Origin of the sequence: Streptomyces sp. NPDC101110, from assembly GCF_044759525.1 — a bacterium.
Classification (GTDB): domain Bacteria; phylum Actinomycetota; class Actinomycetes; order Streptomycetales; family Streptomycetaceae; genus Streptomyces.
In genome coordinates this window covers 125,226-147,903 of sequence record NZ_JBIVZM010000012.1, presented here as the reverse complement: position 1 = coordinate 147,903, position 22,678 = coordinate 125,226, and the positions used below count along the sequence as shown (strand labels likewise).

The window sequence follows — 22,678 nt, the reverse complement described above, 5'->3', positions numbered from 1 at the left end:
TGTGGCTGGTCGCGCCCGCGCGGCGGTAGCCGCATACGGATTACAGCCCCGCGCCCCTTGAGAACGACAACGATCAGCCCTTCTCCAGGTACTGCTCCCTCTCCTCGTCCAAGAGGGCGTCCAGAGCCGTACGCAGTGCGGGCAGGTGGGTCAGGTCCGGGTCGGTCGCCACCACCGCTGCCGCCTCCTCCCGGGCCTCGGCGATGATCTCCTCGTCCTCGATGACCGCGAGGACCTTCAGGGAGGTCCTGGCGCCCGACTGGGCCTGGCCCAGGACATCGCCCTCGCGGCGCTGTTCCAGGTCGATGCGGGAGAGCTCGAAGCCGTCGAGGGTGGAGGCGACGGCGTTGAGGCGCTGGCGGGCCGCGCTCGCCTCGGGCATCTCGGTCACCAGCAGGCACAGGCCGGGTGCCGAGCCACGGCCGACGCGGCCGCGCAGCTGGTGGAGCTGGGAGACGCCGAAGCGGTCGGCGTCCATGATCACCATGGCGGTGGCGTTGGGGACGTTGACGCCGACCTCGATGACCGTCGTGGCGACCAGGACGTCGGTGTCGCCGGCGGCGAAGCGGCGCATGACGGCGTCCTTGTCGTCGGGGTGCATGCGGCCGTGCAGGACCTCCACGCGCAGGCTCTGGAGAGGGCCCTTGGCCAGCTGGTCCGCCACGTCGAGCACGGCGAGGGGCGGGCGCTTCTCCGCCTCGTCCTCGGGGGACTTCTTCTTGGCGGACTTCTTGGGGTCGTCCTCCTCGTCGCCGATGCGGGGGCAGACGACGTACGCCTGGTGGCCGTTCTCCACTTCCTCGCGGACCCTTTCCCACGCGCGGGACAGGAAGTGGGGTTTGTCGGCGGCCGGGACCACGTGGCTGGCGATCGGCGAGCGGCCGGCCGGCAGCTGGTCGAGGACGGACGTCTCCAGGTCGCCGAAGACCGTCATGGCGACCGTGCGCGGGATGGGCGTGGCGGTCATGACCAGTAGATGCGGGGGTTGTTTGCCCTTGCCGCGCAGGGCGTCACGCTGCTCGACGCCGAAGCGGTGCTGTTCGTCGACCACGACCAGGCCCAGGTCGTGGAACTGCACCTTGTCCTCGATCAGCGCGTGCGTGCCGATGACGATGCCGGCCTCGCCGGTGGTGAGATCGAGCAGGGCGTGCCGCCGGGCGGCCGCTCCCATGGAACCGGTCAGCAGCACGACCTTGGTGGCCTGCTCGGCGCCGCCCAGCATGCCGCCCTCGGCCAGCTCGCCCATCATCTCGACGATGGACCGGTGGTGCTGCTGGGCGAGGACCTCGGTGGGCGCGAGCATGGCGGCCTGCCCACCGGCGTCGACCACGGCGAGCATGGCGCGCAGGGCGACCATGGTTTTCCCGGAACCCACTTCCCCCTGCAGCAGCCGGTGCATCGGGTGGGCGGTGGCCAGGTCGTCGAAGATCTCTCTCGAGACGCGCTGCTGGCCGTCGGTGAGGGTGAAGGGGAGGCGGGCGTCGAAGGCGGTGAGGAGGCCGTCGGGGGCCGGTTTGCGCGGGACGGCGGGGAGTTGGGCGTCCGCGTGGCGGCGGCGGGCCAGGGCGACCTGGAGGACGAAGGCCTCGTCCCACTTGAGGCGGGAGCGGGCGTCCTCGATGTCGGCCTTGGTGTGCGGGCGGTGGATCTTGAGGAGGGCTTCGGGGAGCGGGACCAGGCCACGGCCCTCACGCAGGGTGTCCGGGAGCGGATCGACGGCCTCCCGGGCGGTGGGCAGGACCGTCTGGATCGCCTTGCCGATCTTCCAGGACTCCAGCTTGGCGGTGGCGGGGTAGATCGGGATCAGGGCGCCCGCCCAGGTCTCGACGGACTCCTCCGGATCGCCCCGCAGCAACTCGTACGCCGGATGCGCGAGTTGGAGGCGGCGGTTGAAGACGGAGACCTTGCCGGCGAACATCGCGCGGGTGCCCGGCAGGAGTTCCTTGTGGGGCTTGTGGACGCCCGCGCCGAAGAAGACCAGTTGGAGCCGGCCGCTGCCGTCGGTGATCGTGACCTCCAGGCGCTGGCCCTTGCCACGGGGCGCCTTGGCGGAGGCGAAGGTGTGCAGACGGGCGTCGGCGACCTGCGCGACCACCGTGACGTGTTCGTCCATGGGCAGGTCGGCGAGGTGGGTGAGCTGGCCGCGCTCCTCGTATCTGCGCGGGTAGTGGTGCAGGAGGTCGCCGACGGTGAGCAGGCCGAGGTGCTCGGCCATCACCTTCGCGGTGGCGGGGCCGAGCACCGACTTCAGCGGTTGTCGCAGGGGTTCTTCCAGTGCGGGCACGAGATCCATTGCACACCACGCCACTGACATTGGCCCGGGGCCGCGGCGAGATCGCCGTAAAGATCCCGGAAACCCCTGGTCAGGCGGCTGGTTCGGGCCTTAGGATGACGCGCTCCCGGCCCTCTTTCGCGGTCACCGCCCCACCGGGACCGCCCGACCCCGCGCCGTCGCGAGTCCCCCACCGGCGCCGTGATGATGGACTCCCAGACCTCACAGCCGTCCCAGGCACCCCATTCGCCCCCGTCACCTCATACGTTCCAGGTCGACCTGCGTGGTCTGGTGGACCTGCTCTCCCACCACCTCTACTCCAGTCCGAAGGTGTATCTGCGGGAGCTGCTGCAGAACGCCGTCGACGCCATCACGGCCAGACGCGCGACGGAACCCGGCGCTCCGGCCCGGGTCCGGCTGTCCGCCGAGGGCGGTGCCCTGCGCGTCGAGGACACCGGCGTGGGGCTCACCGAGACGGACGTGCACAACCTGCTGGCCACGATCGGGCGCAGTTCGAAGCGGGCCGAGGGGCTTCAGGAGGTCCGGTCGGACTTCCTCGGGCAGTTCGGCATCGGGCTGCTGGCCTGTTTCGTCGTCGCCGAGCGGATCCGGGTGGTCAGCCGCAGCGCCCGCACGCCCGGGGCCCCGCCGGTGGAGTGGACGGCCTCCGACGACGGTTCGTACACCGTGCGGACGCTGCCGGACGCCGAGCGGCCCGAGCCGGGCACCACCGTGCACCTGGTGGCCCGGGCCGGTTCCGCGGAGTGGCTCGCGCCCGGGCGGGTCGCGGCGCTGGCCCGGGACTTCGGGTCGCTGCTGCCGTACGACGTCCGGATCGGCGACGAGGCGGTCACCGACCTCCCGGCGCCCTGGGACCGCCCGTATCCGGGCCCGGCCGCCCGCCGGGTCGCCCTGGCCCGGCACTGCCACGACCTGTTCGGCTTCACCCCGCTGGACACGATCGACCTTTCCGTGCCGCTGGCCGGCGTGCGCGGGGTTGCGTACGTGCTGCCGTCGGCGGTGAGCCCGGTCCGGCGGGCGGGGCACCGGGTGCACCTGAAGGGCATGCTGCTGACCGAGCGGGCCGAACAGCTGCTGCCCGACTGGGCGTTCTTCGTGCGCTGTGTGCTCGACACGGACAGTCTGCGGCCCACGGCGTCGCGCGAGGCGCTGTACGAGGACGAGACGCTGGCCGGTGTGCGCGAGGCGCTGGGCGAGCGGATCCGCGCCTGGCTGACGGGGCTGGCGGCCGGCGATCCCGAGCGGCTGGCCGCGTTCCTCGCGGTGCACCACCTGGGCGTGAAGTCGCTGGCCCGGCACGACCGGGAGATGCTGCGCACGATGCTGCCGTGGCTGCCGTTCGAGACGACCGACGGTCGGCTGTCGCTGGAGGAGTTCGCACAGCGGCACCCGGTGGTGCACTTCACACGGACCGTCGAGGAGTACCGGCAGGTCGCGCCGATCGCCTCCGCTCAGGGCATCGGCGTGGTCAACGGCGGCTACACGTACGACACCGAGCTGGTGGAGGCACTGCCCTCGGTGCGGCCGGGCACCGTGGTCGCCGAACTGGACGCGGAGACGGTCACCGCGCATCTGGACGCGGTCGACCCGGCCGAGGAGCTGGCCCTGTCGGGCTTCCTGGCGGCGGCCCGGGCCCGGCTCGACCCGCTGGGCTGCGACGTCGTGCTGCGGGCCTTCCACCCGCTGTCGGTGCCCGCGCTGCACCTCGACGACCGGGACGTCCGGCACGAGCAGGCCCGGGCGGACGCCGAGGCGCAGGCCGACGACCTGTGGGCGGGCATCCTCGGCTCCCTGCGGGGCGGCGCACCCCGCGCGCGGCTGGTGCTCAACCACCTCAACCCGCTCGTGCGGCGGATCAGCGCGCTGCCCGACCCGGAACTCATCGGCACCGCCACGGAGTCGCTGTACGGGCAGGCGCTGCTGATGGCGCAGCGGCCGCTGAGGCCGGCCGACTCGGCACTGCTCAACCGCGCGTTCATCGGCCTCCTGGAGTGGGCCACACACAGCGAGGACGGCCCGGCATGACGGAGATCGCGGACTTCGACACCCTGCGCGCGGCGATGGCGGAGAACTCCGGGCAGCCGGAGGGGCCGGCCCGCAACGCGCGTGCGGAGCAGCTGCTGACGGCGGCCGAGAAGCTGGACATCCCGCTGGCCGTGATCGAGGCGCTCGGGCACCAGCTGAAGGTCTACAACTACAGCTCCGAGAAGGGGAAGATGTTCGTCCCCTTCGCGCGCCTGCTGCGCATGTGGGACGAACGGCCCGAGGACTTCGACGAGTACGAGACCCACTCCCTGCACTGGGTCTTCAAGTGGGTCTCGGCAGGCATGCTCGACCAGCCCCACATCCCGCTCGCGTCGATCGAGAAGTGGCTCGGCGAGATGGAGCACCGCTACCGGCTCGCCGGGCATTCCGAACGGGCCGTGCGCAGCGCCGAGCACAGTGTGGCCGCGCACGTCGGGGACGTGGCGCGGGCCGAGCGGGCGTACGCGGCGTGGCTGGCCGCCGACCGGGACACCATGGCCGACTGCCACGCCTGCGAGCTGCACGGGCAGGGCTGGTGGCAGGCGGAGCAGGGGCGGGACTCCGAGGCTCTGGAGCTGTGGCGGCCGGTGCTGGAGGGTGAGTACGCCTGCGCCCACGAGCCGCACACGGTCCTCGCGTCCTCCCTGGTGCCGCTGCTGCGACTGGGCCGCCTTGACGAGGCCCGGGCGAACCACCTGCGGGGCTTCCGGCTCGTCCGGGCCATGGAGAGCATGCGCGGCGCGTACGCGGACCACGTGGAGTTCTGCGCGCTGACCGGCAACGAGGCGCGGGGCCTGGAGCTGCTCGCGGAGCGCCCGGCGTACTTCACCGACGACGGGCATCCGCGGAGCAGGCTCGACTTCATGAGTGTGGTGGCCCTGCTCATGGACCGGCTGACCGCGCTCGGGCTGGGTGCGCGGCAGGTGCCGGGCCCGGCCGGCCGGGAGTGGACCGCGAGTGAACTCGCCGCACACGCGCGCGGGGAGGCCCTCGCCCTGGCGGCGCGCTTCGACGCACGCAACGGCACTGGGCACGTGAGCGAGCGGGCACGCGCGCGCATGGCGTGCCGGCCGCTGGCGGAGCGGCTGCCGCTGGGTGTGCGGTCGGTACGGCCGGCTCCCGTGCCCGGTCCCGCCGAGGCTCCGGTCCCCGTCACCGGGCAGCCGGACCCGGCCGCCCTGCTGGCCGAGGCACGGCGGCTGTCGGACACCCTGCGGCCGAACGCCGTGGAGGCGTGGGCGGCCGCCGCCGAGGCCGCGGACGGCGCCGGGCTGGACCCGCGCGACCGTGCCGAGATGGTGGACCACGAGGCGATGTCCCTCGGCCCCGAGGGCGCCGGGCTCTTCGAGCAGGCAGCGGAGCTGTACGCGGAGGCGGGCGACCCGGGCGAGGCACTCGCGGCACGCGCGCGTGGGGCGTACGTCCGGGCACTCGCGGGTGACGTGGACGGGGCGGTCGCGGCGGTCGCGGGCCTGTACGACGAGGTTCTCGCGCTGTACGCCGCGGAGGGCACGGGGATGCGGCAGACGGCGTCCGTCGTGATGAGCCGGGCGCGGATCCTGACGCGGCGGGCGCACGAGACCGACGGTGACACGGCCGCCCTCGCCGAGGCCGGGTCAGCCGTCCGTGAGGTCCTGGCGCTCGTCGACGGCCGGACCGGCGAGGACGTACGGCTGGCCGCGCGGGTCGCCGAGTCGCAGGCGATGCTCGGGGAGCTGGCGGGTCTGGCCGGGGACCTGGAGACGGCCGCGGAGCTGTTCGCGCGGGGCGCGGCGGCGTTCGTCGCGGCGGGGCTGCCCTGGTTCGCGGTGGAGTACGAGGCCCGTCTGGCCTCCCTCGCCCATCACCTCGGCGACACGGCGGAGACCGAGCGGGCGCTGCGGGCGGCCCTGGAGCACGGTGGAGGGCAGCTGGAGGCGCCCGGAAGGGCCCGGCTGCACCTTCAGCTCGCCGAGGTCGTCGGTGGCCGGGGCGACGCCGGGGAGGCCGCCGAGCACGCCCTGGAGGCCGCCCACTGGGCCGACGAGGCGGGTGAATCGGCGACGTTGGGTGCCTGGGCTCGGCAGCAGCTCGGCGGGTTCCTGCTGCGGCAGGGGCGGTGGGCCGAGGCAGCGGAGGTGCTGGAGTCGGCGCTGCCCGACCTGACCGCCGAGACGCACGGCGACGGGGCGGTCGTGCAGACGCAGTGGTGGCTCGGCGACTGCCTGAGCGAGCTCGGTGAGCACCGCGCGGCGGCGGAACGGCGTCTGCAGGCCGCCGAGATCGCCCGGCACTGGCCCGAGCAGCACGACCACGCGACCCTCGCCCACCTGGCCGGGGAGTCCCTCGGGCAGGCCGGACTGCCCGCCGAGGCGGACCGGGCCTACGCCCGCGCGGGCGATCTGTGGCGCGCACTCGGCGACGCCCACGGCCTGGTCCGCTCCCTGCGCGCCCGTGCCTGGCTGGCGCTGGAGACCGCGGGTGGGCCGGAGGCGGCACGCGCCCTGATGGCGGACGCGGTCCGCGCCTGCGAGACGGCACGGGACACAGCAGGCGACGAGGAGTCCCGGCAGCGGCTCGTCGCCGAACTCGGCCACACGCACGGACAGTTCGGCGACCTGCTGGCCCGTTCCGCCGTCGGGGACGCCGAAGGAGCGCCGGACCGGGACCTGTTCGAGGAGGCGCTGACCCAAGTGGTCCGGTCCGCAGAGGTGTTCGCCTCCCTCGGGGACGGCGCCCTGCACAGCCGCACCGGCGCGGAACTCGCCGCGGGCCGGCTGGAGGCCGAACTGGACCGCCGCGCCGACGCGGTGGCACGCGCGCGTGCGGTGCTGGCGGCGTACGAGGGGCACGACGGCGTGGTGACGGGCGCCGGGGACGGCGAGGCCGAGGCGGGGCGGGTCCGCCGTGCGGAGGCGGAGCAGCTGCTCCGGCTGCTGACGGAGCGACCGGACTGAGGAGGCCCCGCCCTGCCGCACACCCGGCCGGAAGGTCCGCCCTGCCGCACACCCGGTCCGGAAGCCCCGCCCTGCCGCACACCCGGCGCGGAAGGACCCGGCCTGTGCACGCCCCGTCCGGAAGGCCCCGCCCTGCCGCACACCCGGCGCGGAAGGACCCGGCCTGTGCACGCCCCGTCCGGAAGGCCCCGCCCTGCCGTACGCCCGGTCCGGAAGGGCCCCGGCCTACTCCACGCCGATGAGGAGCAGCGACCCCTGCCGTCCGCCCCGGTACAGAACCGTGTCGACGGCGAGGTAGCCCTCGCGGACCCGGCCCTCCAGGTGCTCGGCAACGGTGTCGGGGACGTCGTCGCCGAGGACCAGGGTGACCATCTCGCCGCCGGCCGAGAGCATGCGGTCCAGGACGGCCTCGGCGATGACCGTGACGTCCGAGCCGATCACGGCCACGTCCCCGTCGATCAGGCCCAGGACGTCGCCGGCCTGGCAGATGCCGGCCATCGTCCAGGACTGCCGTTCGGCGATGGTGACCTCGGCGTAGCGGGTGGCCCCGGCGGCCGAGGTCATGGACACGACATCCTCGTCGAAGCGGCGGTCCGGCTCGTGCACGGCCAGCGCCGCGATGCCCTGGACCGCCGAGCGGGTCGGGATCAGGGCCACCCGGACGCCCTCCGTGCGGACCTGCTCTGCGGCCGCCGCCGCGGTGTGCCGCAGGTCGGCGTCGTTGGGCAGCAGCACGACCTCGCGCGCGTGGGCCCGCCGTACGGCCTGGACGAGCTCACCGCTCGCGGGCGGCTCCCCGGGGCGGGCGAGCACGGTCGTCGCACCGGCCTCCGTGTACAGCCCCGCCAGCCCCTCACCGGGCACGACGGCCACGATCGCGCGCTCGGCACGCTCCCGTGGCGGCCGCTCGGCGCCGGTGGTGTGCACGTCACCGGCACCGAAGTGCGTGATGCGGATGCGGTGGGGCCGCCCGGCCTCGATGCCAGCCTCGACGGCGGCACCCGCGTCGTCGACATGGACGTGGACGTTCCACAGCCCGTCGCCGCCGACGACGACCAGGGAGTCCCCGAGGGCGTCGAGCCGCTCCCGCAGCCGCTCCACGGCCGTGTCATCGGCCTCCAGGAGGTAGATCACCTCGAAGGCGGGCCCCTCCTCGCCGGGCACTGCGGCGGTGCCGTCGCCGCACTCGCCCGGGGCGCCGTCGCCGCACTCTCCGGGGCCGCCTTCGACAGACGCGGTGCCGGCGGAGGAAGCCGTGCCGGCGGAGAAACCCGTGCCCGCGGAGGAACCGGTGGCCGAACTGTCCACCACCCCTCGCGCCCTCTCCCCCGTGAACGTCTGCACCAGCGCCCCAAGCACCGCAACCAGCCCCCGTCCACCTGCGTCGACCACCCCGGCGCGCCCCAGGACGGGCAGCTGGCCGGGGGTCGCGGCGAGGGCGGTGCGGGCCCCCTCGTAGGCCGCCCGGGCCACGGCCCCGCAGTCGCCCTCGGCGACGTCCGCGGCGTTCGCGGCGTCGGCGGCCGCCGAGGCGACGGTGAGGACGGTGCCTTCGACGGGGTGGGCGACGGCCCGGCGGGCGGAGTCGGCGGCGTGGCGCAGGGCGAGCCGCAGGCCACGGCCGTCGGCGGGGGCGTCGTCGTCGGCCAGTACCTGGGCCATGCCGCGCAGCAGCTGGGCGAGGATCGTCCCGGAGTTCCCGCGGGCGCCGATGAGCGCCCCGTGCGCCATCGCCCGGGCGGCGTCGGCGAGCGCCGGACCCTCGGAGCCCGGGGCGCCGGACCCGGCGGAGCCCGGACCCGTCGCGGTCACGGGTCCCGCCGCGTGCCCCGCGAACACCGCCTCGACCGCCGCGACCGCCGACTCCACGGTCAGGTACAGGTTGGTGCCCGTGTCGCCGTCCGCCACCGGGTAGACGTTGATCGCGTCGATCTCCTCGCGCGCCCGCCCCAGTGTCTCCAGCGCGAGACCGCACCAGGTGCGCACCGCGAGAGCATCGAAGAATGTCTGCGGCACCTGCGCCACTGCGCCTCCTTGAGCTGCTGGACGTGGCACGCAGCGTAGACCCCGGGGCGGTGTCCACCGGAAGCGGGAGGGGACCGGGCCCCTGAGCTGCCATGGTAGTTTCGCTCCACGGGTGCAGCCGTTGTATGCTGCTCCGGTTGCCCGATCTGATCGGGCCTTCCCCCTGGCAACGCCACTCAGATTTCGACCGGCTGTTTCACAGCCCGAGAATCTTGATCCCGGCCTGCCGGGATCAACCGTAAGTGCATCTGAAGTCTTTGGAGTGACCCGTGGCTGCCAACTGCGACGTCTGCGGCAAGGGGCCGGGCTTCGGCAACAACATCTCGCACTCGCACCGCCGTACGTCCCGCCGCTGGAACCCGAACATCCAGCGTGTGCGTACCGTGGTGGGCGGGACGCCGAAGCGCGTGAACGCTTGCACCTCGTGCATCAAGGCCGGCAAGGTCTCGCGCTGACGCTCAGCTAGCGCGCGGCCACTGCTGGTTCGCTGCAGAGCCGGTCCACCTCTGGTGGGCCGGCTCTTTGCCGTGCCCGATCGCCGTCGGCTGTGTGCGGTGGCCGATCGTGGCCGGCTCCGGGCCGTACCTGATCTTCGTCGGCACAGCGTCGTACTTGATCGTCGGCGCACCGCGCCGTACCTGCTCGTCGGCGGCACCGCGCCGTACCTGCTCGTCGCCGGCTTCGCGCCGTGCCCGGCCGTCAGCGTTCGGGGCCGGCCCGGAAGCGCCAGCCGTGGTCCACCGGGCCGATGCCACCGCCGAGCGCGAACCCGGCGGCGACGGCGCCCGTCACGTACTCCTTGGCCGCCGCCACCGCCTCGGGCACGGACCGCCCCTTGGCGAGCTCGGAGGCGATCGCGGAGGCGAGGGTGCAGCCGGTGCCGTGGGTGTGGCGGTTGTCATGCCGCGGCGCCCGCAGCCAGTGCTCCTCGGAGCCGTCCGTGAGCAGATCGACGGCGTCCCCGGGCAGGTGCCCGCCCTTGATCAGCACCCAGCGCGGCCCGTGGGCGAGGACGGCCGCCGCGGCCTGCCGCATGTCCCCCTCCGACGCGACCCGTACGCCCGCGATCTGGGCCACCTCGTCGAGATTCGGGGTGGCGACCGTCGCCACCGGCAGCAGCTTCGTACGGACGGAGTCCAGCGCGGAGGCGGCGAGCAGGGCGTCACCGTGCTTGGAGACACCCACCGGGTCGACGACCGCCGGGGCGTCCGTCCCGGCGATCAACTCGGCGACCGCCTCCACGAGTTCCGCGGAGGCCAGCATCCCCGTCTTGACCGCCTGGACGCCGATGTCGTCGACGACACTGCGGTACTGGGCCCGCACGGCCTCCACGGGCAGTTCCCAAGCCCCCTGCACGCCGAGGGAGTTCTGCGCGGTCACCGCGGTCACGACGCTCATGCCGTGCACCCCGAGCGCGAGCATCGTCTTGAGGTCGGCCTGGATGCCCGCGCCGCCGCCCGAGTCGGAGCCCGCCACCGTCAGGACGTTGGGGATCACGACTCCACGTCTCCGAAGTGGTCCCAGCCGCCCTTGCTGGTCCACGGCGCCCCGTCGACCGTCACCTGGGGCAGCGCCGAGGGGTTGAGGACCTCGCCGATGACCTTCCAGCGGGCGGGCAGCTTCACGTCCGGCGGGAAGGTCGCCACGATCGCATGGTCCTCTCCCCCGGTCAGCACCCACTGCATGGGGTCGACCCCGACGGCCTGCCCGATGTCGTTCATCTGGGACGGGATGTCGATCGCCCCGGAGCGGATGTCGATCCGCACCTTGCTGGCCTCGGCGATGTGCCCGAGGTCCGCGATCAGCCCGTCGCTCACGTCGCACATCGCGGTCGCCCCGAGCCCCGCGGCGGCCGGACCCGCGTGATACGGCGGCTCCGGGCGCCGGTGGGCCTCCACGAACGCCCGCGGCGAGCGGAACCCCCGGGACAGCACCGCGTACCCGGCCGCCGACCAGCCCAGCCAGCCGGTCACCGCGACGCGGTCGCCGGGCTGGGCACCCGCCCGCGTCACCGGCTCCTGGTTGCGCAGATCCCCGAGGGCGGTGATCGACACCATGATCGAGTCGCCGCGCACGACGTCTCCGCCGACCACGGCGGCACCCGCCACCTGGCATTCGTCGCGCAGGCCGTCCATCAGCTCGCTCGGCCAGGTCACCGGCAGCTCGGCCGGGACGACCAGGCCGAGCAGCAGCGCGGTCGGCACGGCACCCATGGCGGCGATGTCGGCGAGGTTCTGCGCGGCCGCCTTGCGGCCCACGTCGTAGGCCGTCGACCAGTCGCGCCGGAAGTGCCGGCCCTCCACCAGGATGTCCGTGCTCGCCACGACCCTGCGGTCGGGTGCGGCCACCACGGCGGCGTCGTCGCCGGGGCCGACCCGCACCGCCGGGGTGGTGGTCAGACGGGAGGTGAGCTCCCTGATGAGCCCGAACTCACCGAGCTCACCAACAGTGCCCTTCATTGCCCTTTCTCCCCTTCTGTCCCTGTCCGTTCCCGGTCGCGAGGCATCTCGGTCCTCGCTACGGTCGAAGTGACCGTCAAGTTCTGCCGGACCTGCACCCCGGCGCGCACAACCCGGTCCCCGCGGGTCTCCCCGTGGCGAGCGGCGACGCGATACCGTGGCGTTCCTTTTCCCCACATGATCCTCGTGGCCGCCCTGGAGGTTCCGTGGTACAGGCGTACATCCTGATCCAGACCGAGGTCGGGAAGGCCTCGGTCGTCGCCGAGACGATCGGCAAGATCCCTGGAGTCATCCAGGCCGAGGACGTGACGGGACCCTACGACGTCATCGTGCGGGCCCAGGCCGACACCGTCGACGATCTCGGCCGCATGGTGGTCGCCAAGGTCCAGCAGGTGGACGGCATCACCCGCACCCTGACCTGCCCGGTCGTCCATCTGTAGCCCCCGTCTACCCTGTGCCGGTGAACTCTTTCCGTCACCGGCACCGTTGTGTCTTCCGCGTGTTCCGCCTGCCCGCTGTCGCACTGTTGATCACTGTCGCGGGCTGCTCCTCAGCAGACGACAGCGCGTCGGCGGCGGTTCCCAGTCCGGACGCGAAGGTCGCGGGACTGTGCCGGAACCTGGACAAGGTACTGCCCGCGACGGTGGACGGTGAGCGCCGTGAGGATCCCGCGCCCGCGTCGGCGCTGACGGCGGGCTGGGGCAGCCCGGCGATCATACTGCGCTGCGGTGTGCCGCAGCCGCCGAAGATGGTCGATCCGAAGGTCGCCGAGGGACGGGATCCCGATGCCGTCGCCGGGGGCGTGAACGGGGTCGACTGGCTGATGGAGGAGCAGGACGACGGGGGGCACCGGTTCACCACCGCCAACCGGGAGGCCTACGTCGAGGTCCGGGCACCGGAGGGCGTGGACAGCTCGGGCGTTCTGATCGATCTGGCCGCGGCAGTGAAGAAGGCGATCCCCAAGGGGATCGCCTCCTGAGCACCGCGTTTCAGAGCGGGTTCACCGCAGGCCCGTGGACCTGCGCAGCGCCGCCTGCACCAGCCGGTCGATGAGCTCCGGGTAGCTCACCCCGCTCGCCTGCCACATCTGCGGGTACATCGAGATGGGCGTGAAGCCGGGCATCGTGTTGATCTCGTTGATCACGAACTCGCCGTCCTCGGTGAGGAAGAAGTCCGCACGCACCAGGCCCTCGCAGGACGCCGCCTCGAACGCGTCGACCGCCAGGCGCTGGACGTCGGCCGTCTCCTCGGGGGTGAGGGGCGCCGGGACGAGACCCGGGGTGGAGTCGATGTACTTGGCCTCGAAGTCGTAGTACGCCTGCGCCTCGGGCGGGGGGATCTCCGCGGGCAGGGAGGCCCGGGGGCCGTCCTCGAACTCCAGGACGCCGCACTCGATCTCACGGCCGCGCAGCGCGGCCTCCACGAGGATCTTCGGGTCGTGCCGCTGAGCCTCGGCGACGGCCTCGTCGAGGCCGGAGAGGTCGTCGACCTTGGTGATGCCGATCGAGGATCCGGCCCTCGAGGGCTTCACGAACAGCGGCCAGCCGTGCTCGCCGGCGAAGTCGACGATCTTCTTGCGGGCGGCCGCCTGATCCTGCTCCCACTCACGCGGACGCACCACCACGTAGGGGCCGACCTTCAGCCCGAACGAGGTGAACACCCGCTTCATGTACTCCTTGTCCTGGCCCACGGCCGAGGCGAGCACACCCGAACCCACGTACGGGACGCCGGAGAGCTCCAGGAGGCCCTGGAGGGTGCCGTCCTCGCCGTACGGACCGTGCAGCACCGGGAAGACCACGTCGACCTCGCCGAGCGCCTTGGGGACCGATCCCGGCTCGCTGTAGACGACTTCGCGGTTGGCGGGGTCGACCGGGAGGATCACTCCGCCCTCGGTGGACTCGGCGAGGGCGTCGACGCTCGGCGGGCGCCGGTCGACGATCGCCATCCGCTCCGGTTCGTCCGCCGTGAGCGCCCAACGCCCGTCCTGGGTGATGCCGATCGGGAGGACGTCGTACTTCGTCCGGTCGATGGCCTTGAGGACGGCGCCGGCCGTGACCACGGAGATCCCGTGTTCGGAGCTGCGCCCGCCGAACACGACGGCCACACGCGGCTTGCGAGGCGGCTGCTCGGGGCTCTGGGGGAGGTTCTCGGTGCTCATATCGCGTTGAGAGTACCCGTTGGTAGGGCCGCTAGTAAGCGCCGCCGCCTCGCGTCGCTCAGCGTCGTTCGGGCTTCGCGCTGCGCGACATCAGCTCCTTGAGAGCGACCACCGGGGGCTTGCCCTCGTGCACGATGCCGACGACCGTCTCCGTGATCGGCATGTCGACGCCGTGCCGGCGGGCCAGGTCGAGCACCGACTCGCAGGACTTGACGCCCTCCGCGGTCTGCTTGGTGACCGCGATGGTCTCCTGGAGGGTCATGCCCTTGCCGAGGTTGGTGCCGAAGGTGTGGTTGCGCGACAGCGGTGAGGAGCAGGTGGCCACCAGGTCGCCCAGGCCCGCGAGTCCGGAGAAGGTCAGCGGATCGGCGCCGAGGGCCATGCCGAGCCGGGTGGTCTCGGCGAGGCCGCGGGTGATGAGGGAGCCCTTGGCGTTGTCGCCGAGTCCCATGCCGTCCGCGATGCCGACGGCGAGGCCGATGACGTTCTTCACGGCTCCGCCCAGTTCGCAACCCACCACGTCCGTATTGGTGTACGGGCGGAAGTACGGCGTGTGGCAGGCGGCCTGGAGCCGCTGGGCGACGGCCTCGTCGGTGCAGGCGACCACGGCCGCGGCGGGCATCCGTGCGGCGATCTCCCGCGCCAGGTTGGGCCCCGTGACCACGGCGATCCGTTCCGGGCCGACCTTGGCGACGTCGTCGATGACCTCGCTCATCCGCATCGCGGAGCCGAGTTCGACGCCCTTCATCAGCGACACCAGGACCGTGTCGGGGGCCAGCAGCGGGCTCCACTCGGCGAGGTTGCCACGCAGGGTCTGCGAGGGGACCGACAGCACCGTGAAGTCGGCGTCCGCCGCGGCCTCGGCGGGATCGGTGGTGGCCCGGACGTTCTCCGGGAGCTCGACGCCCGGGAAGTAGTCGGGATTGGTCCGCGTGGAGTTGATCGCCTCCACGACTTCCGGGCGGCGCCCCCACAGGGTCACCTCGCACCCCGCGTCGGCGAGCACCATGCCGAAGGCCGTGCCCCACGAACCGGCGCTCAGGACCGCCGCCTTGACCGGCTTGCTCACTTGCCCAGCCCCTCTTCCTGCACGGTCTGCCCGGGCCTCTGGTGCGTCTGCGTCTGTGCCTGTGTGCGGCGCCGCTGCTCGATCCGCTCGCGGCGCGGGTCGTACGGCGTCTCGGGCGCCTTCTCGCCGCGGATCTGCTCCAGCTGGGCGGTGACGGCGGCCATGATGACCTCCGTGGCCTCCTTCAGCAGCTCCGCGGTCATCTCCCGGTCGTAGAACCGCGCGAGGTCCACGGGCGGCCCGGCGAGCACCCGGTGCGTCTTGCGCGGCAGCAGATGCGGCTTCTTCGCGTACGGCGGCAGCAACTCGTTGCAGCCCCACTGCGCCACGGGGATCACCGGGCACTTGGTCTGCAGGGCGACGCGCGCGGCCCCGGTCTTGGCGGTCATGGGCCAGCCGTCCGGGTCGCGGGTGAGGGTGCCCTCCGGGTAGAAGGCGACGCATTCCCCGCGGTCCACGGCCTCGATCGCGGCCCGGAAGGCGCTCAGCGCGTCCGTGCTCTCGCGGTAGACGGGGATCTGCCCGGTGCCCCGCATCGCGGCCCCGACGAATCCCTTCTTGAAAAGCCCGCTCTTCGCGAGGAATCGAGGGACACGCCCGGTGTTGTACTGAAAATGCGCATAAGCGAAGGGGTCGATGTGCGAATTGTGGTTCACCGCGGTGATAAATCCACCCTCTGCCGGAATGTGCTCCATTCCACGCCAGTCCCGCTTGAGCAGAACCACCAGCGGCGGTTTGCAGATCACCGCGGCGAAGCGGTACCAGAAGCCGATTCTGCGGCGGGGCACGCGGACACCTTCCTCTAGGGCCTGAAGCCGGGGCCACGGGGGGCCGCACAAGTGTCGCCCCAGGCCGCCGGTCTGTCGAGAACACCGTACGCCCCGGCACGCCGCCCGCCCGATGCCCCGGGTGACAATGACCGCGACAAGAGGAGGGCGGAACCCCCGTGCAGTGGACCCTGGTCGTACCCCTGAAGCCCCTGGCCAAGGCCAAGAGCAGGCTTGCGGACACCGCGGACGACGGGCTGCGGCCGGACCTGGCGCTGGCCTTCGCACAGGACACGGTGGCGGCCGCACTGGCCTGCCCGGGGGTGGGGGATGTGGCAGTCGTCACGGACGACGCCCGGGCGGGCCGTGAGCTGGCCGCACTGGGCGCGGGGATCATCCCCGACGAGCCGGGCGGCGGTCTCAACGCCGCCCTCGCACACGCGACGCGGTCGGTACGGTCCGTCCGCCCGGCCCGGGCGGTGGCCGCACTGAACGCCGATCTGCCGGCTCTGCGCCCCGCGGAATTGTCCCGGGTACTCGATGCCGCCGCCGAATTCCCGCGCGCTTTTCTCCCGGACGCGGCCGCAATCGGCACGACCTTGCTGGCCGCCGCCCCGGGCCGGGAATTGCGCCCGGCCTTCGGCGCGGACTCCAGGGCCCGGCACCGCGCGTCGGGAGCCGTGGAACTGTCCCTCTCCGCGGTGGATTCCGTACGCCAGGACGTGGACACCGGCGACGACCTGCGCAGCGCGCTGGCCCTGGGGGTGGGCCCTCATACGGCCGCGGCCGCCGCGCGGTTGCTGATTCCCGGGCAGTAGGCTGCGGCCATGCAGGCGACCGCGTACACGTACGACCCCGAGAGCCGCAGTGGGCAGGTGCTCCTGGACGACGGCACCCCGGTGCCCTTCGACGCGGCGGCGTTCGACGCGGGGGGGCTCAGACTGCTGCGCCCGGGCCAGCGGGTCCGCATCGAGGTGGAGGGCGCCAAGGATGCGCCGAGGATCACTCTGGTGACCCTCCAGACCCTCTGAGCACACGCTGAACACGCCGCGGGCCGGACTCCGTGCGGAGTCCGGCCCGGCGCGTGAATACCCCAGTGCCCCTACTTCTTGCGGGCGGTGGTCTTCTTGGCGGTGGTCTTGCGCGCCGTCGACTTCTTGGCGGGGGCCTTCTTGGCCGTGGCCTTCTTCGCCGGGGCCTTCTTCGCGGTCGTCTTCTTCGCGGCGGTGGTCTTGGACGTCGCCGTGGTCTTCTTGGCGGGCGCCTTCTTCGCGGTGGTCTTCTTCGCTGCCGCGGTCTTCGTCGTGGCCTTCTTCGCCGTCGTCTTCTTCGCGGTGGTCTTCTTCGCGGCGGCCGACTTGGTGGTCGCCTTCTTCGCGGCGGCCTTCTTGACCGTCGCACCGGCACCGCCGGTCAGGCTGCCCTTCGGCGCCTTCTTGACGGAGACCTCGCCGCCTCGCGGCAGCTTCTTCGAGCCGCTGACCAGGTCCTTGAAGCCCTGACCGGCGCGGAAGCGCGGAACGGAGGTCTTCTTGACCCGAACCCTCTCGCCCGTCTGGGGGTTACGGGCGTACCGGGCGGGGCGGTCGACCTTCTCGAACGAACCGAAGCCGGTGACCGAGACCCGCTCACCCGAGACGACCGCGCGGACGATGGCGTCCAGGACATGGTCGACAGCGTCGGCGGCCTGCTGGCGGCCGCCCATCTTGTCGGCAATCGCTTCTACGAGCTGCGCCTTGTTCACGTCTTCCCCTTCGGAGACATCGCCAGAACGAAAGTGTTCAAGCTTTTTCGCACGTTAGGCAGATATATACCGCAAATCAAACACGAAACGGGCTTATCACCCTTGTGCCGCAACGAACTCGACGGTGTCGAAGGGTTCAGCGTTCCTCGTCGGGGAGACGTCCCTCGTCGAGGTCCGCATTGAACCGCTCCAGCCGTCTTGCCGCGTCGGCGAGATCGTGCTTGGCCGCGGCCGTAATGACCAGCAGCTTCCGGGTCAGCGCCATCCGTACGCCCTCCGGGACTTGCAGTGCGCGCACTCTTGTGTGCGCTTCCTTGAGTTGGTCCGCGACTGCCGCATAGAGCTCGAGTTGGCCGTCGTGTTCCATGCACAGATTGTGCCATCTGGGGCGAGTTGTCGCCTGCGCAGGGGACAACTGCCGCCTCTGACGGCCTTCCCGGCATACGTGGAAGTCACGGCTGTACCCCTCGCGTACCCCAGCAACCACCTGCTTAACGTGGGAAGTTGGCAGCTGAACAGCGGGTCGGCAGGGCCGTTCGGGTGCAGACACGGCTGTACCCCCGATCGGGCTGATCGGGGGTACAGAGGGGGTGTTGCGGTGGCCGAAAGTCGCCTTGTTCTCAGGCAGCCGACCGTGCCCGGGTCAGACCGGGAGCGTCCGCGGCTTGAACGCGGGGCGCTTCGCCTCGTACGCGGCGATGTCCGCCTCGCTCTGCAGGGTGATCGAGATGTCGTCGAGGCCGTTCAGCAGCCGCCAGCGGGAGTTCTCGTCCAGCTCGAAGGCGGCGGTGATGCCCTCCGCGCGCACCTCGCGGCTCTCCAGGTCGACGGTGATCTCGGCCTGCGGGTCCTTCTCGGTGAGCTCCCACAGCGCGTCCACGGTCTCCTGCTCCAGAACGACCGTGAGCAGGCCGTTCTTGAGCGAGTTGCCGCGGAAGATGTCGGCGAAGCGGGAGGAGATCACGGCCTTGAAGCCGTAGTTCTGCAGCGCCCAGACGGCGTGCTCACGGGAGGACCCGGTGCCGAAGTCGGGGCCCGCGACCAGCACGGTCGCGCCCTGCCGTTCGGGCTGGTTGAGCACGAACGACGCGTCCTTGCGCCAGGCCTCGAACAGCCCGTCCTCGAACCCGTCGCGCGTGACCTTCTTGAGCCAGTGGGCGGGGATGATCTGGTCGGTGTCCACGTTGCTGCGGCGCAGCGGGACGGCCCGGCCGGTGTGGGTGGTGAAGGCTTCCATGACTGATCAGACTCCAGCGGGCGTGACGGCGTCGGCGGACAGGTCGGCCGGGGAGGCCAGGTGACCCAGGACGGCGGTGGCGGCGGCGACCTGCGGGGAGACCAGGTGGGTGCGGCCGCCCTTGCCCTGCCGGCCTTCGAAGTTGCGGTTGGAGGTGGACGCCGAGCGCTCACCGGGGGCGAGCTGGTCGGGGTTCATGCCCAGGCACATCGAGCAGCCCGCGTGCCGCCATTCGGCGCCTGCCTCCTTGAACACCACGTCCAGGCCCTCGGAGACGGCCTGCAGACCCACCCGCGCCGAGCCGGGCACGACCAGCATCCGTACCCCGTCGGCGACTTTGCGGCCCTTCAGCAGCTCCGCGGCGGCGCGCAGGTCCTCGATACGGCCGTTGGTGCACGAGCCTACGAAGACGGTGTCCACCGTGATGGAACGCAGCGGCTGGCCGGCCTCCAACCCCATGTACTCCAGGGCCTTTTCGGCGGCGTAGCGCTCCGATGCGTCTTCGTACGAAGCAGGATCGGGGACGTTCGCCGAAAGCGGCGCGCCCTGCCCCGGGTTGGTGCCCCAGGTCACGAACGGCGACAGCTCACCGGCCTCGATGACCACCTCGGCGTCGAACTCGGCGTCCTCGTCCGTGCGCAGGGTCTTCCAATAGGCGACGGCGGCGTCCCAGTCGGCGCCCTCGGGGGCGTGCGGGCGGCCCTGGAGGTAGGCGAAGGTGGTCTCGTCGGGGGCGATCATGCCCGCGCGGGCACCGGCCTCGATCGACATGTTGCAGATGGTCATCCGCGCTTCCATCGACAGCTTCTCGATGGCCTCACCGCGGTACTCCAGGACGTAGCCCTGACCGCCGCCGGTGCCGATCCTCGCGATGATCGCCAGGATCAGGTCCTTGGCGGTGACGCCCTCGGGCAGTTCGCCGTTGACCGTGATCGCCATGGTCTTGGGCCGGGTCATCGGCAGCGTCTGGGTGGCCAGGACGTGCTCGACCTGCGAGGTGCCGATGCCGAACGCCAGCGCGCCGAACGCGCCGTGGGTGGAGGTGTGCGAGTCGCCGCACACCACCGTGGTGCCGGGCTGGGTCAGGCCCAGCTGCGGGCCCACCACGTGCACCACGCCCTGCTCGACGTCGCCCAGCGGGTGCAGACGCACCCCGAAATCGGCGGCGTTCTTGCGCAGCGTCTCCAGCTGCACCCGCGACACCGGATCCGCGATCGGCTTGTCGATGTCGAGGGTGGGGGTGTTGTGGTCCTCGGTCGCGATGGTCAGGTCCAGCCGCCGCACCGTACGGCCGCTCTTGCGCAGCCCGTCGAACGCCTGCGGGCTGGTCACCTCGTGCAGCAGGTGCAGATCGATGAAGAGAAGGTCGGGCTCGCCCTCCGCGCGCCGGACGACGTGGTCGTCCCAGACTTTCTCCGCGAGTGTCCTACCCATCGCTGTTCCCTCCGGCCGACGACGATCCGCCGGCCCAACTAGAGATCTTGAGGAGGCGATGCCCGTACCCCTGATTCCGGGCACACACCGCCAGGCCCTTACGTCACGGGCCGTTGTGACTTCGTGATTCCAGGGTGGCGCGTTCCACGGAAAATTGAACTTGCGTTTCACAGAGTGAGACGGGAGTATCGTTTCATGGACAACAGTAGCGGCGTCGGCGTTCTGGACAAGGCGGCCCTCGTCCTGAGCGCTCTGGAGTCCGGTCCGGCCACCCTCGCGGGTCTGGTCGGTGCCACCGGACTGGCACGACCCACGGCCCACCGCCTGGCCGTGGCCTTGGAACACCACCGCATGGTGGCGCGCGACATGCAGGGCCGTTTCATTCTCGGCCCTCGCCTGTCCGAGCTCGCCGCGGCCGCGGGTGAGGACCGTCTCCTCGCCACCGCCGGCCCGGTGCTCACACATCTCCGGGACATCACGGGCGAGAGCGCACAGCTCTATCGCCGCCAGGGCGACATGCGCATCTGTGTCGCCGCGGCGGAGCGTCTGTCCGGCCTTCGGGACACCGTCCCGGTCGGTTCCACGCTCACGATGAAGGCCGGCTCCTCGGCGCAGATCCTGCTGGCCTGGGAGGAGCCGGAGCGGCTGCACCGGGGGTTGCAGGGGGCGCGCTTCACGGCGACGGCCCTGTCGGGTGTGCGGCGGCGTGGCTGGGCTCAGTCGATCGGCGAGCGGGAGCCGGGCGTCGCGTCCGTGTCGGCGCCGGTGCGGGGGCCGTCGAACCGGGTGGTTGCCGCGGTGTCGGTGTCCGGGCCGATCGAGCGGCTCACGCGTCATCCGGGGCGGATGCATGCGCAGGCTGTGATCGATGCGGCCGGGCGTCTGTCCGAGGCGTTGCGGCGCACCGGCTGAAGCGACCAGGTGTTTCGGGGAGGGCTCGCCTCAACGCCGCGGCAGGCCTTTCCCGAATCACACGCCATGGCACGGACGGTTTGATCGTCGCGTGCGGGCCGGCCGTGGTTGTTCGCGCAGTTCCCCGCACCCTCAAGGCATGCACGAAGGCCCCTCACCGAGGTGAGGGGCCTTCGTAGTGAGTACCCCCGACCGGATTCGAACCGGCGCTACCGCCTTGAGAGGGCGGCGTGCTAGGCCGCTACACAACGGGGGCCTGGACACTGCGTTTCCGCAGGTCCGAGCTGGTCTACCTGGACTCGAACCAAGACTAACTGAACCAGAATCAGTCGTGCTGCCAATTACACCATAGACCAATGTGGTTTAGACCAGTCAGTACCCCCGACCGGATTCGAACCGGCGCTACCGCCTTGAGAGGGCGGCGTGCTAGGCCGCTACACAACGGGGGCCCTAGCAGTCCCGAGCTGATCGTCGATCTGCCGATCTTCGGAACCAGTACCCCCGACCGGATTCGAACCGGCGCTACTGCCTTGAGAGGGCAGCGTGCTAGGCCGCTACACAACGGGGGCGATGCAGATGAGCTCTGCGAGCTGGCCTACCTGGACTCGAACCAAGACTAACTGAACCAGAATCAGTCGTGCTGCCAATTACACCATAGGCCACTGGAACGCAATCCCCCGAGGGGTTCGTGTTCTAGCTTTGCGCCTGGGGTTCCGGCCTTCCGGCCCGCTCCCCGCGGCGCAGGAAGAACATTACCCGAAGGTGGACGGGGCTCCAAAACGAGTATCGGAGCCCAGCAGAGACGGCAGTTCGGCGAGGGAGGCGATGCGGTGCGGCCCGACGGGCGGTTCGATCGTGGCGTACAGGCCGCCGCGGTCGATCCACACCGACAGCAGTCCCGCGTCGGCGGCGCCGCGTCCGTCGATCTCCGGATGGTCACCGACGTAGGCGACCTGGTGCGGCGGAAGCCCGAGGAATTCGCAGGCCGCGAGGAACGCCCCGGCCTCGGGCTTGGAGACGCCGAGCTCGGCCGCGCACAGGATGGTCTCGAAACGGTCGTGGACGCCGAGGGCGCGCAGCTTGCGGTCCTGGACGTGGAGGCTGGAGTTGGAGAGCACGGCGTGCCGGTGGCTGGCGGAGAGGACGTCGAGGACGGGCAGGACGTCCGGGAAAAGGGCCCAGACCGCCTCGTAGTGGGTGACGTACCGCTGGAACCAGGCGTCGGCCTGGGTGTCGGTGAGGTCCTGGTCCAGGAACGCCCGGACGCGGTCGCGCCGCTGGCCCTCGAAGGTGGTCTCGCCGGCCGAGAAACGCGCCCATTGCTGTTCGGTGGTCTTCCGCCAGTGATCGACGGCCTGCTCGGCGCTGTCGTAGCGGCCGAGCAGGCCCTCGGCCGTGAGGTGGGCGCGCATGCCGAGCCGGTCGGCGGTGGTGTAGTCGAAGAGGGTGTCGTCGACGTCCCAGACCACGGCGAGGATGCTCATGCTCCGACCGTACCCACCGCGTGCCGCTCTCAGCCCGGGCCCGGGGCGACGGAGAGCGCGGGGTGGGGCGCCGGTCGCCGCGGTGGTGAGGGCCGGGGTCCAGGCGGCGGATTCGTCCAGCTGCCCGACCGGCGC

General features: G+C 71.8%; 20 protein-coding genes and 5 tRNA genes. 8 read left to right on the top strand and 17 right to left on the bottom strand.

Going from position 1 to position 22,678, the window contains the following annotated elements; translation table 11 throughout:
- Positions 1 to 73: 73 nt before the first annotated feature.
- Positions 74 to 2,293: an ATP-dependent DNA helicase RecG gene (gene recG / locus ACIQU3_RS26505; RefSeq protein ID WP_403928061.1), complete on the bottom strand. Its 2,220-nt coding sequence runs from the start codon at positions 2,291 to 2,293 to the stop codon at positions 74 to 76.
- A gap of 186 nt (positions 2,294 to 2,479) precedes the next feature.
- Here recG and ACIQU3_RS26500 point away from each other — a divergent pair, with 186 nt between their 5' ends.
- Positions 2,480 to 4,318 carry an HSP90 family protein gene (locus ACIQU3_RS26500; protein WP_403928128.1) on the top strand — a complete coding sequence of 613 codons (1,839 nt, stop codon included), beginning with the start codon at positions 2,480 to 2,482 and terminating at the stop codon, positions 4,316 to 4,318.
- Positions 4,315 to 7,254 carry a tetratricopeptide repeat protein gene (locus ACIQU3_RS26495; protein WP_403928059.1) on the top strand — a complete coding sequence of 980 codons (2,940 nt, stop codon included), beginning with the start codon at positions 4,315 to 4,317 and terminating at the stop codon, positions 7,252 to 7,254. Before ACIQU3_RS26500 ends, ACIQU3_RS26495 begins: the two co-directional genes overlap by 4 nt.
- Positions 7,255 to 7,479: 225 nt before the next feature.
- Here ACIQU3_RS26495 and ACIQU3_RS26490 read toward each other — a convergent pair whose 3' ends face one another.
- Entirely contained in the window at positions 7,480 to 9,279 is a 1,800-nt protein-coding gene (locus tag ACIQU3_RS26490) for a DAK2 domain-containing protein (RefSeq protein ID WP_403928058.1), read from the bottom strand.
- A 269-nt stretch (positions 9,280 to 9,548) separates the two neighbouring features.
- On the opposite strand from ACIQU3_RS26490, the gene rpmB reads away from it, so the two are divergent.
- Positions 9,549 to 9,734: a 50S ribosomal protein L28 gene (gene rpmB / locus ACIQU3_RS26485; protein WP_003993230.1), complete on the top strand. Its 186-nt coding sequence runs from the start codon at positions 9,549 to 9,551 to the stop codon at positions 9,732 to 9,734.
- 244 nt (positions 9,735 to 9,978) lie between these two features.
- Here rpmB and thiD read toward each other — a convergent pair whose 3' ends face one another.
- Both thiD and ACIQU3_RS26475 read right to left on the bottom strand, forming a co-directional pair.
- On the bottom strand, positions 9,979 to 10,776 hold the full coding sequence (gene thiD, locus ACIQU3_RS26480; RefSeq protein ID WP_403736744.1) for a bifunctional hydroxymethylpyrimidine kinase/phosphomethylpyrimidine kinase: 798 nt from the start codon (positions 10,774 to 10,776) through the stop codon (positions 9,979 to 9,981).
- Positions 10,773 to 11,738 carry a thiamine-phosphate kinase gene (locus ACIQU3_RS26475; protein WP_366711291.1) on the bottom strand — a complete coding sequence of 322 codons (966 nt, stop codon included), beginning with the start codon at positions 11,736 to 11,738 and terminating at the stop codon, positions 10,773 to 10,775. The genes thiD and ACIQU3_RS26475 overlap by 4 nt, the downstream gene beginning before the upstream one ends.
- 206 nt (positions 11,739 to 11,944) lie before the next feature.
- Here ACIQU3_RS26475 and ACIQU3_RS26470 point away from each other — a divergent pair, with 206 nt between their 5' ends.
- Together ACIQU3_RS26470 and ACIQU3_RS26465 are read left to right on the top strand one after the other, a co-directional pair.
- Positions 11,945 to 12,178 (top strand): Lrp/AsnC family transcriptional regulator, encoded by a 234-nt coding sequence (locus ACIQU3_RS26470; protein WP_298559621.1) that lies wholly within the window; start codon positions 11,945 to 11,947, stop codon positions 12,176 to 12,178.
- 20 nt (positions 12,179 to 12,198) lie between these two features.
- A complete protein-coding gene (locus tag ACIQU3_RS26465; RefSeq protein ID WP_403736752.1) occupies positions 12,199 to 12,717 on the top strand; it encodes a DUF3515 domain-containing protein in 519 nt (172 codons plus the stop codon).
- Between the two features lie 21 nt (positions 12,718 to 12,738).
- On the opposite strand, the gene ACIQU3_RS26460 is transcribed toward ACIQU3_RS26465, so the two are convergent.
- From ACIQU3_RS26460 to ACIQU3_RS26450, 3 genes are read right to left on the bottom strand one after another with little or no spacing between them, the layout of a single operon-like run.
- Positions 12,739 to 13,896, bottom strand: coding sequence for a D-alanine--D-alanine ligase family protein (locus ACIQU3_RS26460; protein ID WP_403928055.1), 1,158 nt, complete (start codon positions 13,894 to 13,896; stop codon positions 12,739 to 12,741).
- Between the two features lie 58 nt (positions 13,897 to 13,954).
- Positions 13,955 to 14,965 carry an NAD(P)H-dependent glycerol-3-phosphate dehydrogenase gene (locus tag ACIQU3_RS26455; RefSeq protein WP_366711296.1) on the bottom strand — a complete coding sequence of 337 codons (1,011 nt, stop codon included), beginning with the start codon at positions 14,963 to 14,965 and terminating at the stop codon, positions 13,955 to 13,957.
- Positions 14,962 to 15,753, bottom strand: a complete 792-nt coding sequence (locus ACIQU3_RS26450; protein WP_403736759.1) for a lysophospholipid acyltransferase family protein — start codon at positions 15,751 to 15,753, stop codon at positions 14,962 to 14,964. Before ACIQU3_RS26450 ends, ACIQU3_RS26455 begins: the two co-directional genes overlap by 4 nt.
- 158 nt (positions 15,754 to 15,911) lie before the next feature.
- Between ACIQU3_RS26450 and cofC the strand changes: the two genes are divergently transcribed.
- Both cofC and ACIQU3_RS26440 read left to right on the top strand, forming a co-directional pair.
- Entirely contained in the window at positions 15,912 to 16,550 is a 639-nt protein-coding gene (cofC, locus tag ACIQU3_RS26445; protein WP_403928052.1) for a 2-phospho-L-lactate guanylyltransferase, read from the top strand.
- A gap of 9 nt (positions 16,551 to 16,559) precedes the next feature.
- A complete protein-coding gene (locus tag ACIQU3_RS26440; protein ID WP_033313194.1) occupies positions 16,560 to 16,763 on the top strand; it encodes a hypothetical protein in 204 nt (67 codons plus the stop codon).
- A 71-nt stretch (positions 16,764 to 16,834) separates the two neighbouring features.
- On the opposite strand, the gene ACIQU3_RS26435 is transcribed toward ACIQU3_RS26440, so the two are convergent.
- From ACIQU3_RS26435 to leuC, 4 genes are all read right to left on the bottom strand, one after another.
- Positions 16,835 to 17,476 carry an HU family DNA-binding protein gene (locus ACIQU3_RS26435; RefSeq protein ID WP_030851950.1) on the bottom strand — a complete coding sequence of 214 codons (642 nt, stop codon included), beginning with the start codon at positions 17,474 to 17,476 and terminating at the stop codon, positions 16,835 to 16,837.
- Between the two features lie 136 nt (positions 17,477 to 17,612).
- Positions 17,613 to 17,843 (bottom strand): hypothetical protein, encoded by a 231-nt coding sequence (locus tag ACIQU3_RS26430; protein WP_234848395.1) that lies wholly within the window; start codon positions 17,841 to 17,843, stop codon positions 17,613 to 17,615.
- A 276-nt stretch (positions 17,844 to 18,119) separates the two neighbouring features.
- The gene (gene leuD, locus ACIQU3_RS26425; RefSeq protein WP_403736769.1) at positions 18,120 to 18,713 is read right to left on the bottom strand and encodes a 3-isopropylmalate dehydratase small subunit; all 594 of its coding nucleotides are present in this window, start codon (positions 18,711 to 18,713) and stop codon (positions 18,120 to 18,122) included.
- 6 nt (positions 18,714 to 18,719) lie between these two features.
- Complete coding sequence (gene leuC / locus ACIQU3_RS26420) at positions 18,720 to 20,147, bottom strand: 3-isopropylmalate dehydratase large subunit (RefSeq protein ID WP_403736772.1); 1,428 nt, start codon at positions 20,145 to 20,147, stop codon at positions 18,720 to 18,722.
- A gap of 195 nt (positions 20,148 to 20,342) precedes the next feature.
- Between leuC and ndgR the strand changes: the two genes are divergently transcribed.
- The gene (ndgR, locus tag ACIQU3_RS26415; RefSeq protein ID WP_403736778.1) at positions 20,343 to 21,059 is read left to right on the top strand and encodes an IclR family transcriptional regulator NdgR; all 717 of its coding nucleotides are present in this window, start codon (positions 20,343 to 20,345) and stop codon (positions 21,057 to 21,059) included.
- 183 nt (positions 21,060 to 21,242) lie between these two features.
- Here ndgR and ACIQU3_RS26410 read toward each other — a convergent pair.
- From ACIQU3_RS26410 to ACIQU3_RS26385, 6 genes are all read right to left on the bottom strand, one after another.
- Positions 21,243 to 21,315, bottom strand: a tRNA-Glu gene (locus tag ACIQU3_RS26410).
- A 28-nt stretch (positions 21,316 to 21,343) separates the two neighbouring features.
- Positions 21,344 to 21,415: transfer RNA gene (locus tag ACIQU3_RS26405), tRNA-Gln, on the bottom strand.
- Between the two features lie 20 nt (positions 21,416 to 21,435).
- A tRNA-Glu gene (locus ACIQU3_RS26400) sits at positions 21,436 to 21,508 on the bottom strand.
- Between the two features lie 47 nt (positions 21,509 to 21,555).
- Positions 21,556 to 21,628, bottom strand: a tRNA-Glu gene (locus ACIQU3_RS26395).
- Positions 21,629 to 21,649: 21 nt separating this feature from the next.
- Positions 21,650 to 21,721: transfer RNA gene (locus tag ACIQU3_RS26390), tRNA-Gln, on the bottom strand.
- Between the two features lie 90 nt (positions 21,722 to 21,811).
- Positions 21,812 to 22,543: an HAD family hydrolase gene (locus ACIQU3_RS26385; RefSeq protein ID WP_403736781.1), complete on the bottom strand. Its 732-nt coding sequence runs from the start codon at positions 22,541 to 22,543 to the stop codon at positions 21,812 to 21,814.
- Positions 22,544 to 22,678: the final 135 nt, after the last annotated feature.

Coding starts and splice junctions, on each gene's coding strand:
- ACIQU3_RS26495 (WP_403928059.1), top strand. CDS start 4,315: ATGACGGAGATCGCGGACTTCGACACCCTGCGCGCGGCGATGGCGGAG.
- ACIQU3_RS26440 (WP_033313194.1), top strand. CDS start 16,560: ATGCAGGCGACCGCGTACACGTACGACCCCGAGAGCCGCAGTGGGCAG.
- ACIQU3_RS26460 (WP_403928055.1), bottom strand. CDS start 13,896: ATGAGCACCGAGAACCTCCCCCAGAGCCCCGAGCAGCCGCCTCGCAAG.
- ACIQU3_RS26430 (WP_234848395.1), bottom strand. CDS start 17,843: ATGGAACACGACGGCCAACTCGAGCTCTATGCGGCAGTCGCGGACCAA.
- ACIQU3_RS26500 (WP_403928128.1), top strand. CDS start 2,480: ATGGACTCCCAGACCTCACAGCCGTCCCAGGCACCCCATTCGCCCCCG.
- ACIQU3_RS26385 (WP_403736781.1), bottom strand. CDS start 22,543: ATGAGCATCCTCGCCGTGGTCTGGGACGTCGACGACACCCTCTTCGAC.
- leuD (WP_403736769.1), bottom strand. CDS start 18,713: ATGGAAGCCTTCACCACCCACACCGGCCGGGCCGTCCCGCTGCGCCGC.
- recG (WP_403928061.1), bottom strand. CDS start 2,293: ATGGATCTCGTGCCCGCACTGGAAGAACCCCTGCGACAACCGCTGAAG.
- leuC (WP_403736772.1), bottom strand. CDS start 20,147: ATGGGTAGGACACTCGCGGAGAAAGTCTGGGACGACCACGTCGTCCGG.
- ACIQU3_RS26475 (WP_366711291.1), bottom strand. CDS start 11,738: ATGAAGGGCACTGTTGGTGAGCTCGGTGAGTTCGGGCTCATCAGGGAG.
- ndgR (WP_403736778.1), top strand. CDS start 20,343: ATGGACAACAGTAGCGGCGTCGGCGTTCTGGACAAGGCGGCCCTCGTC.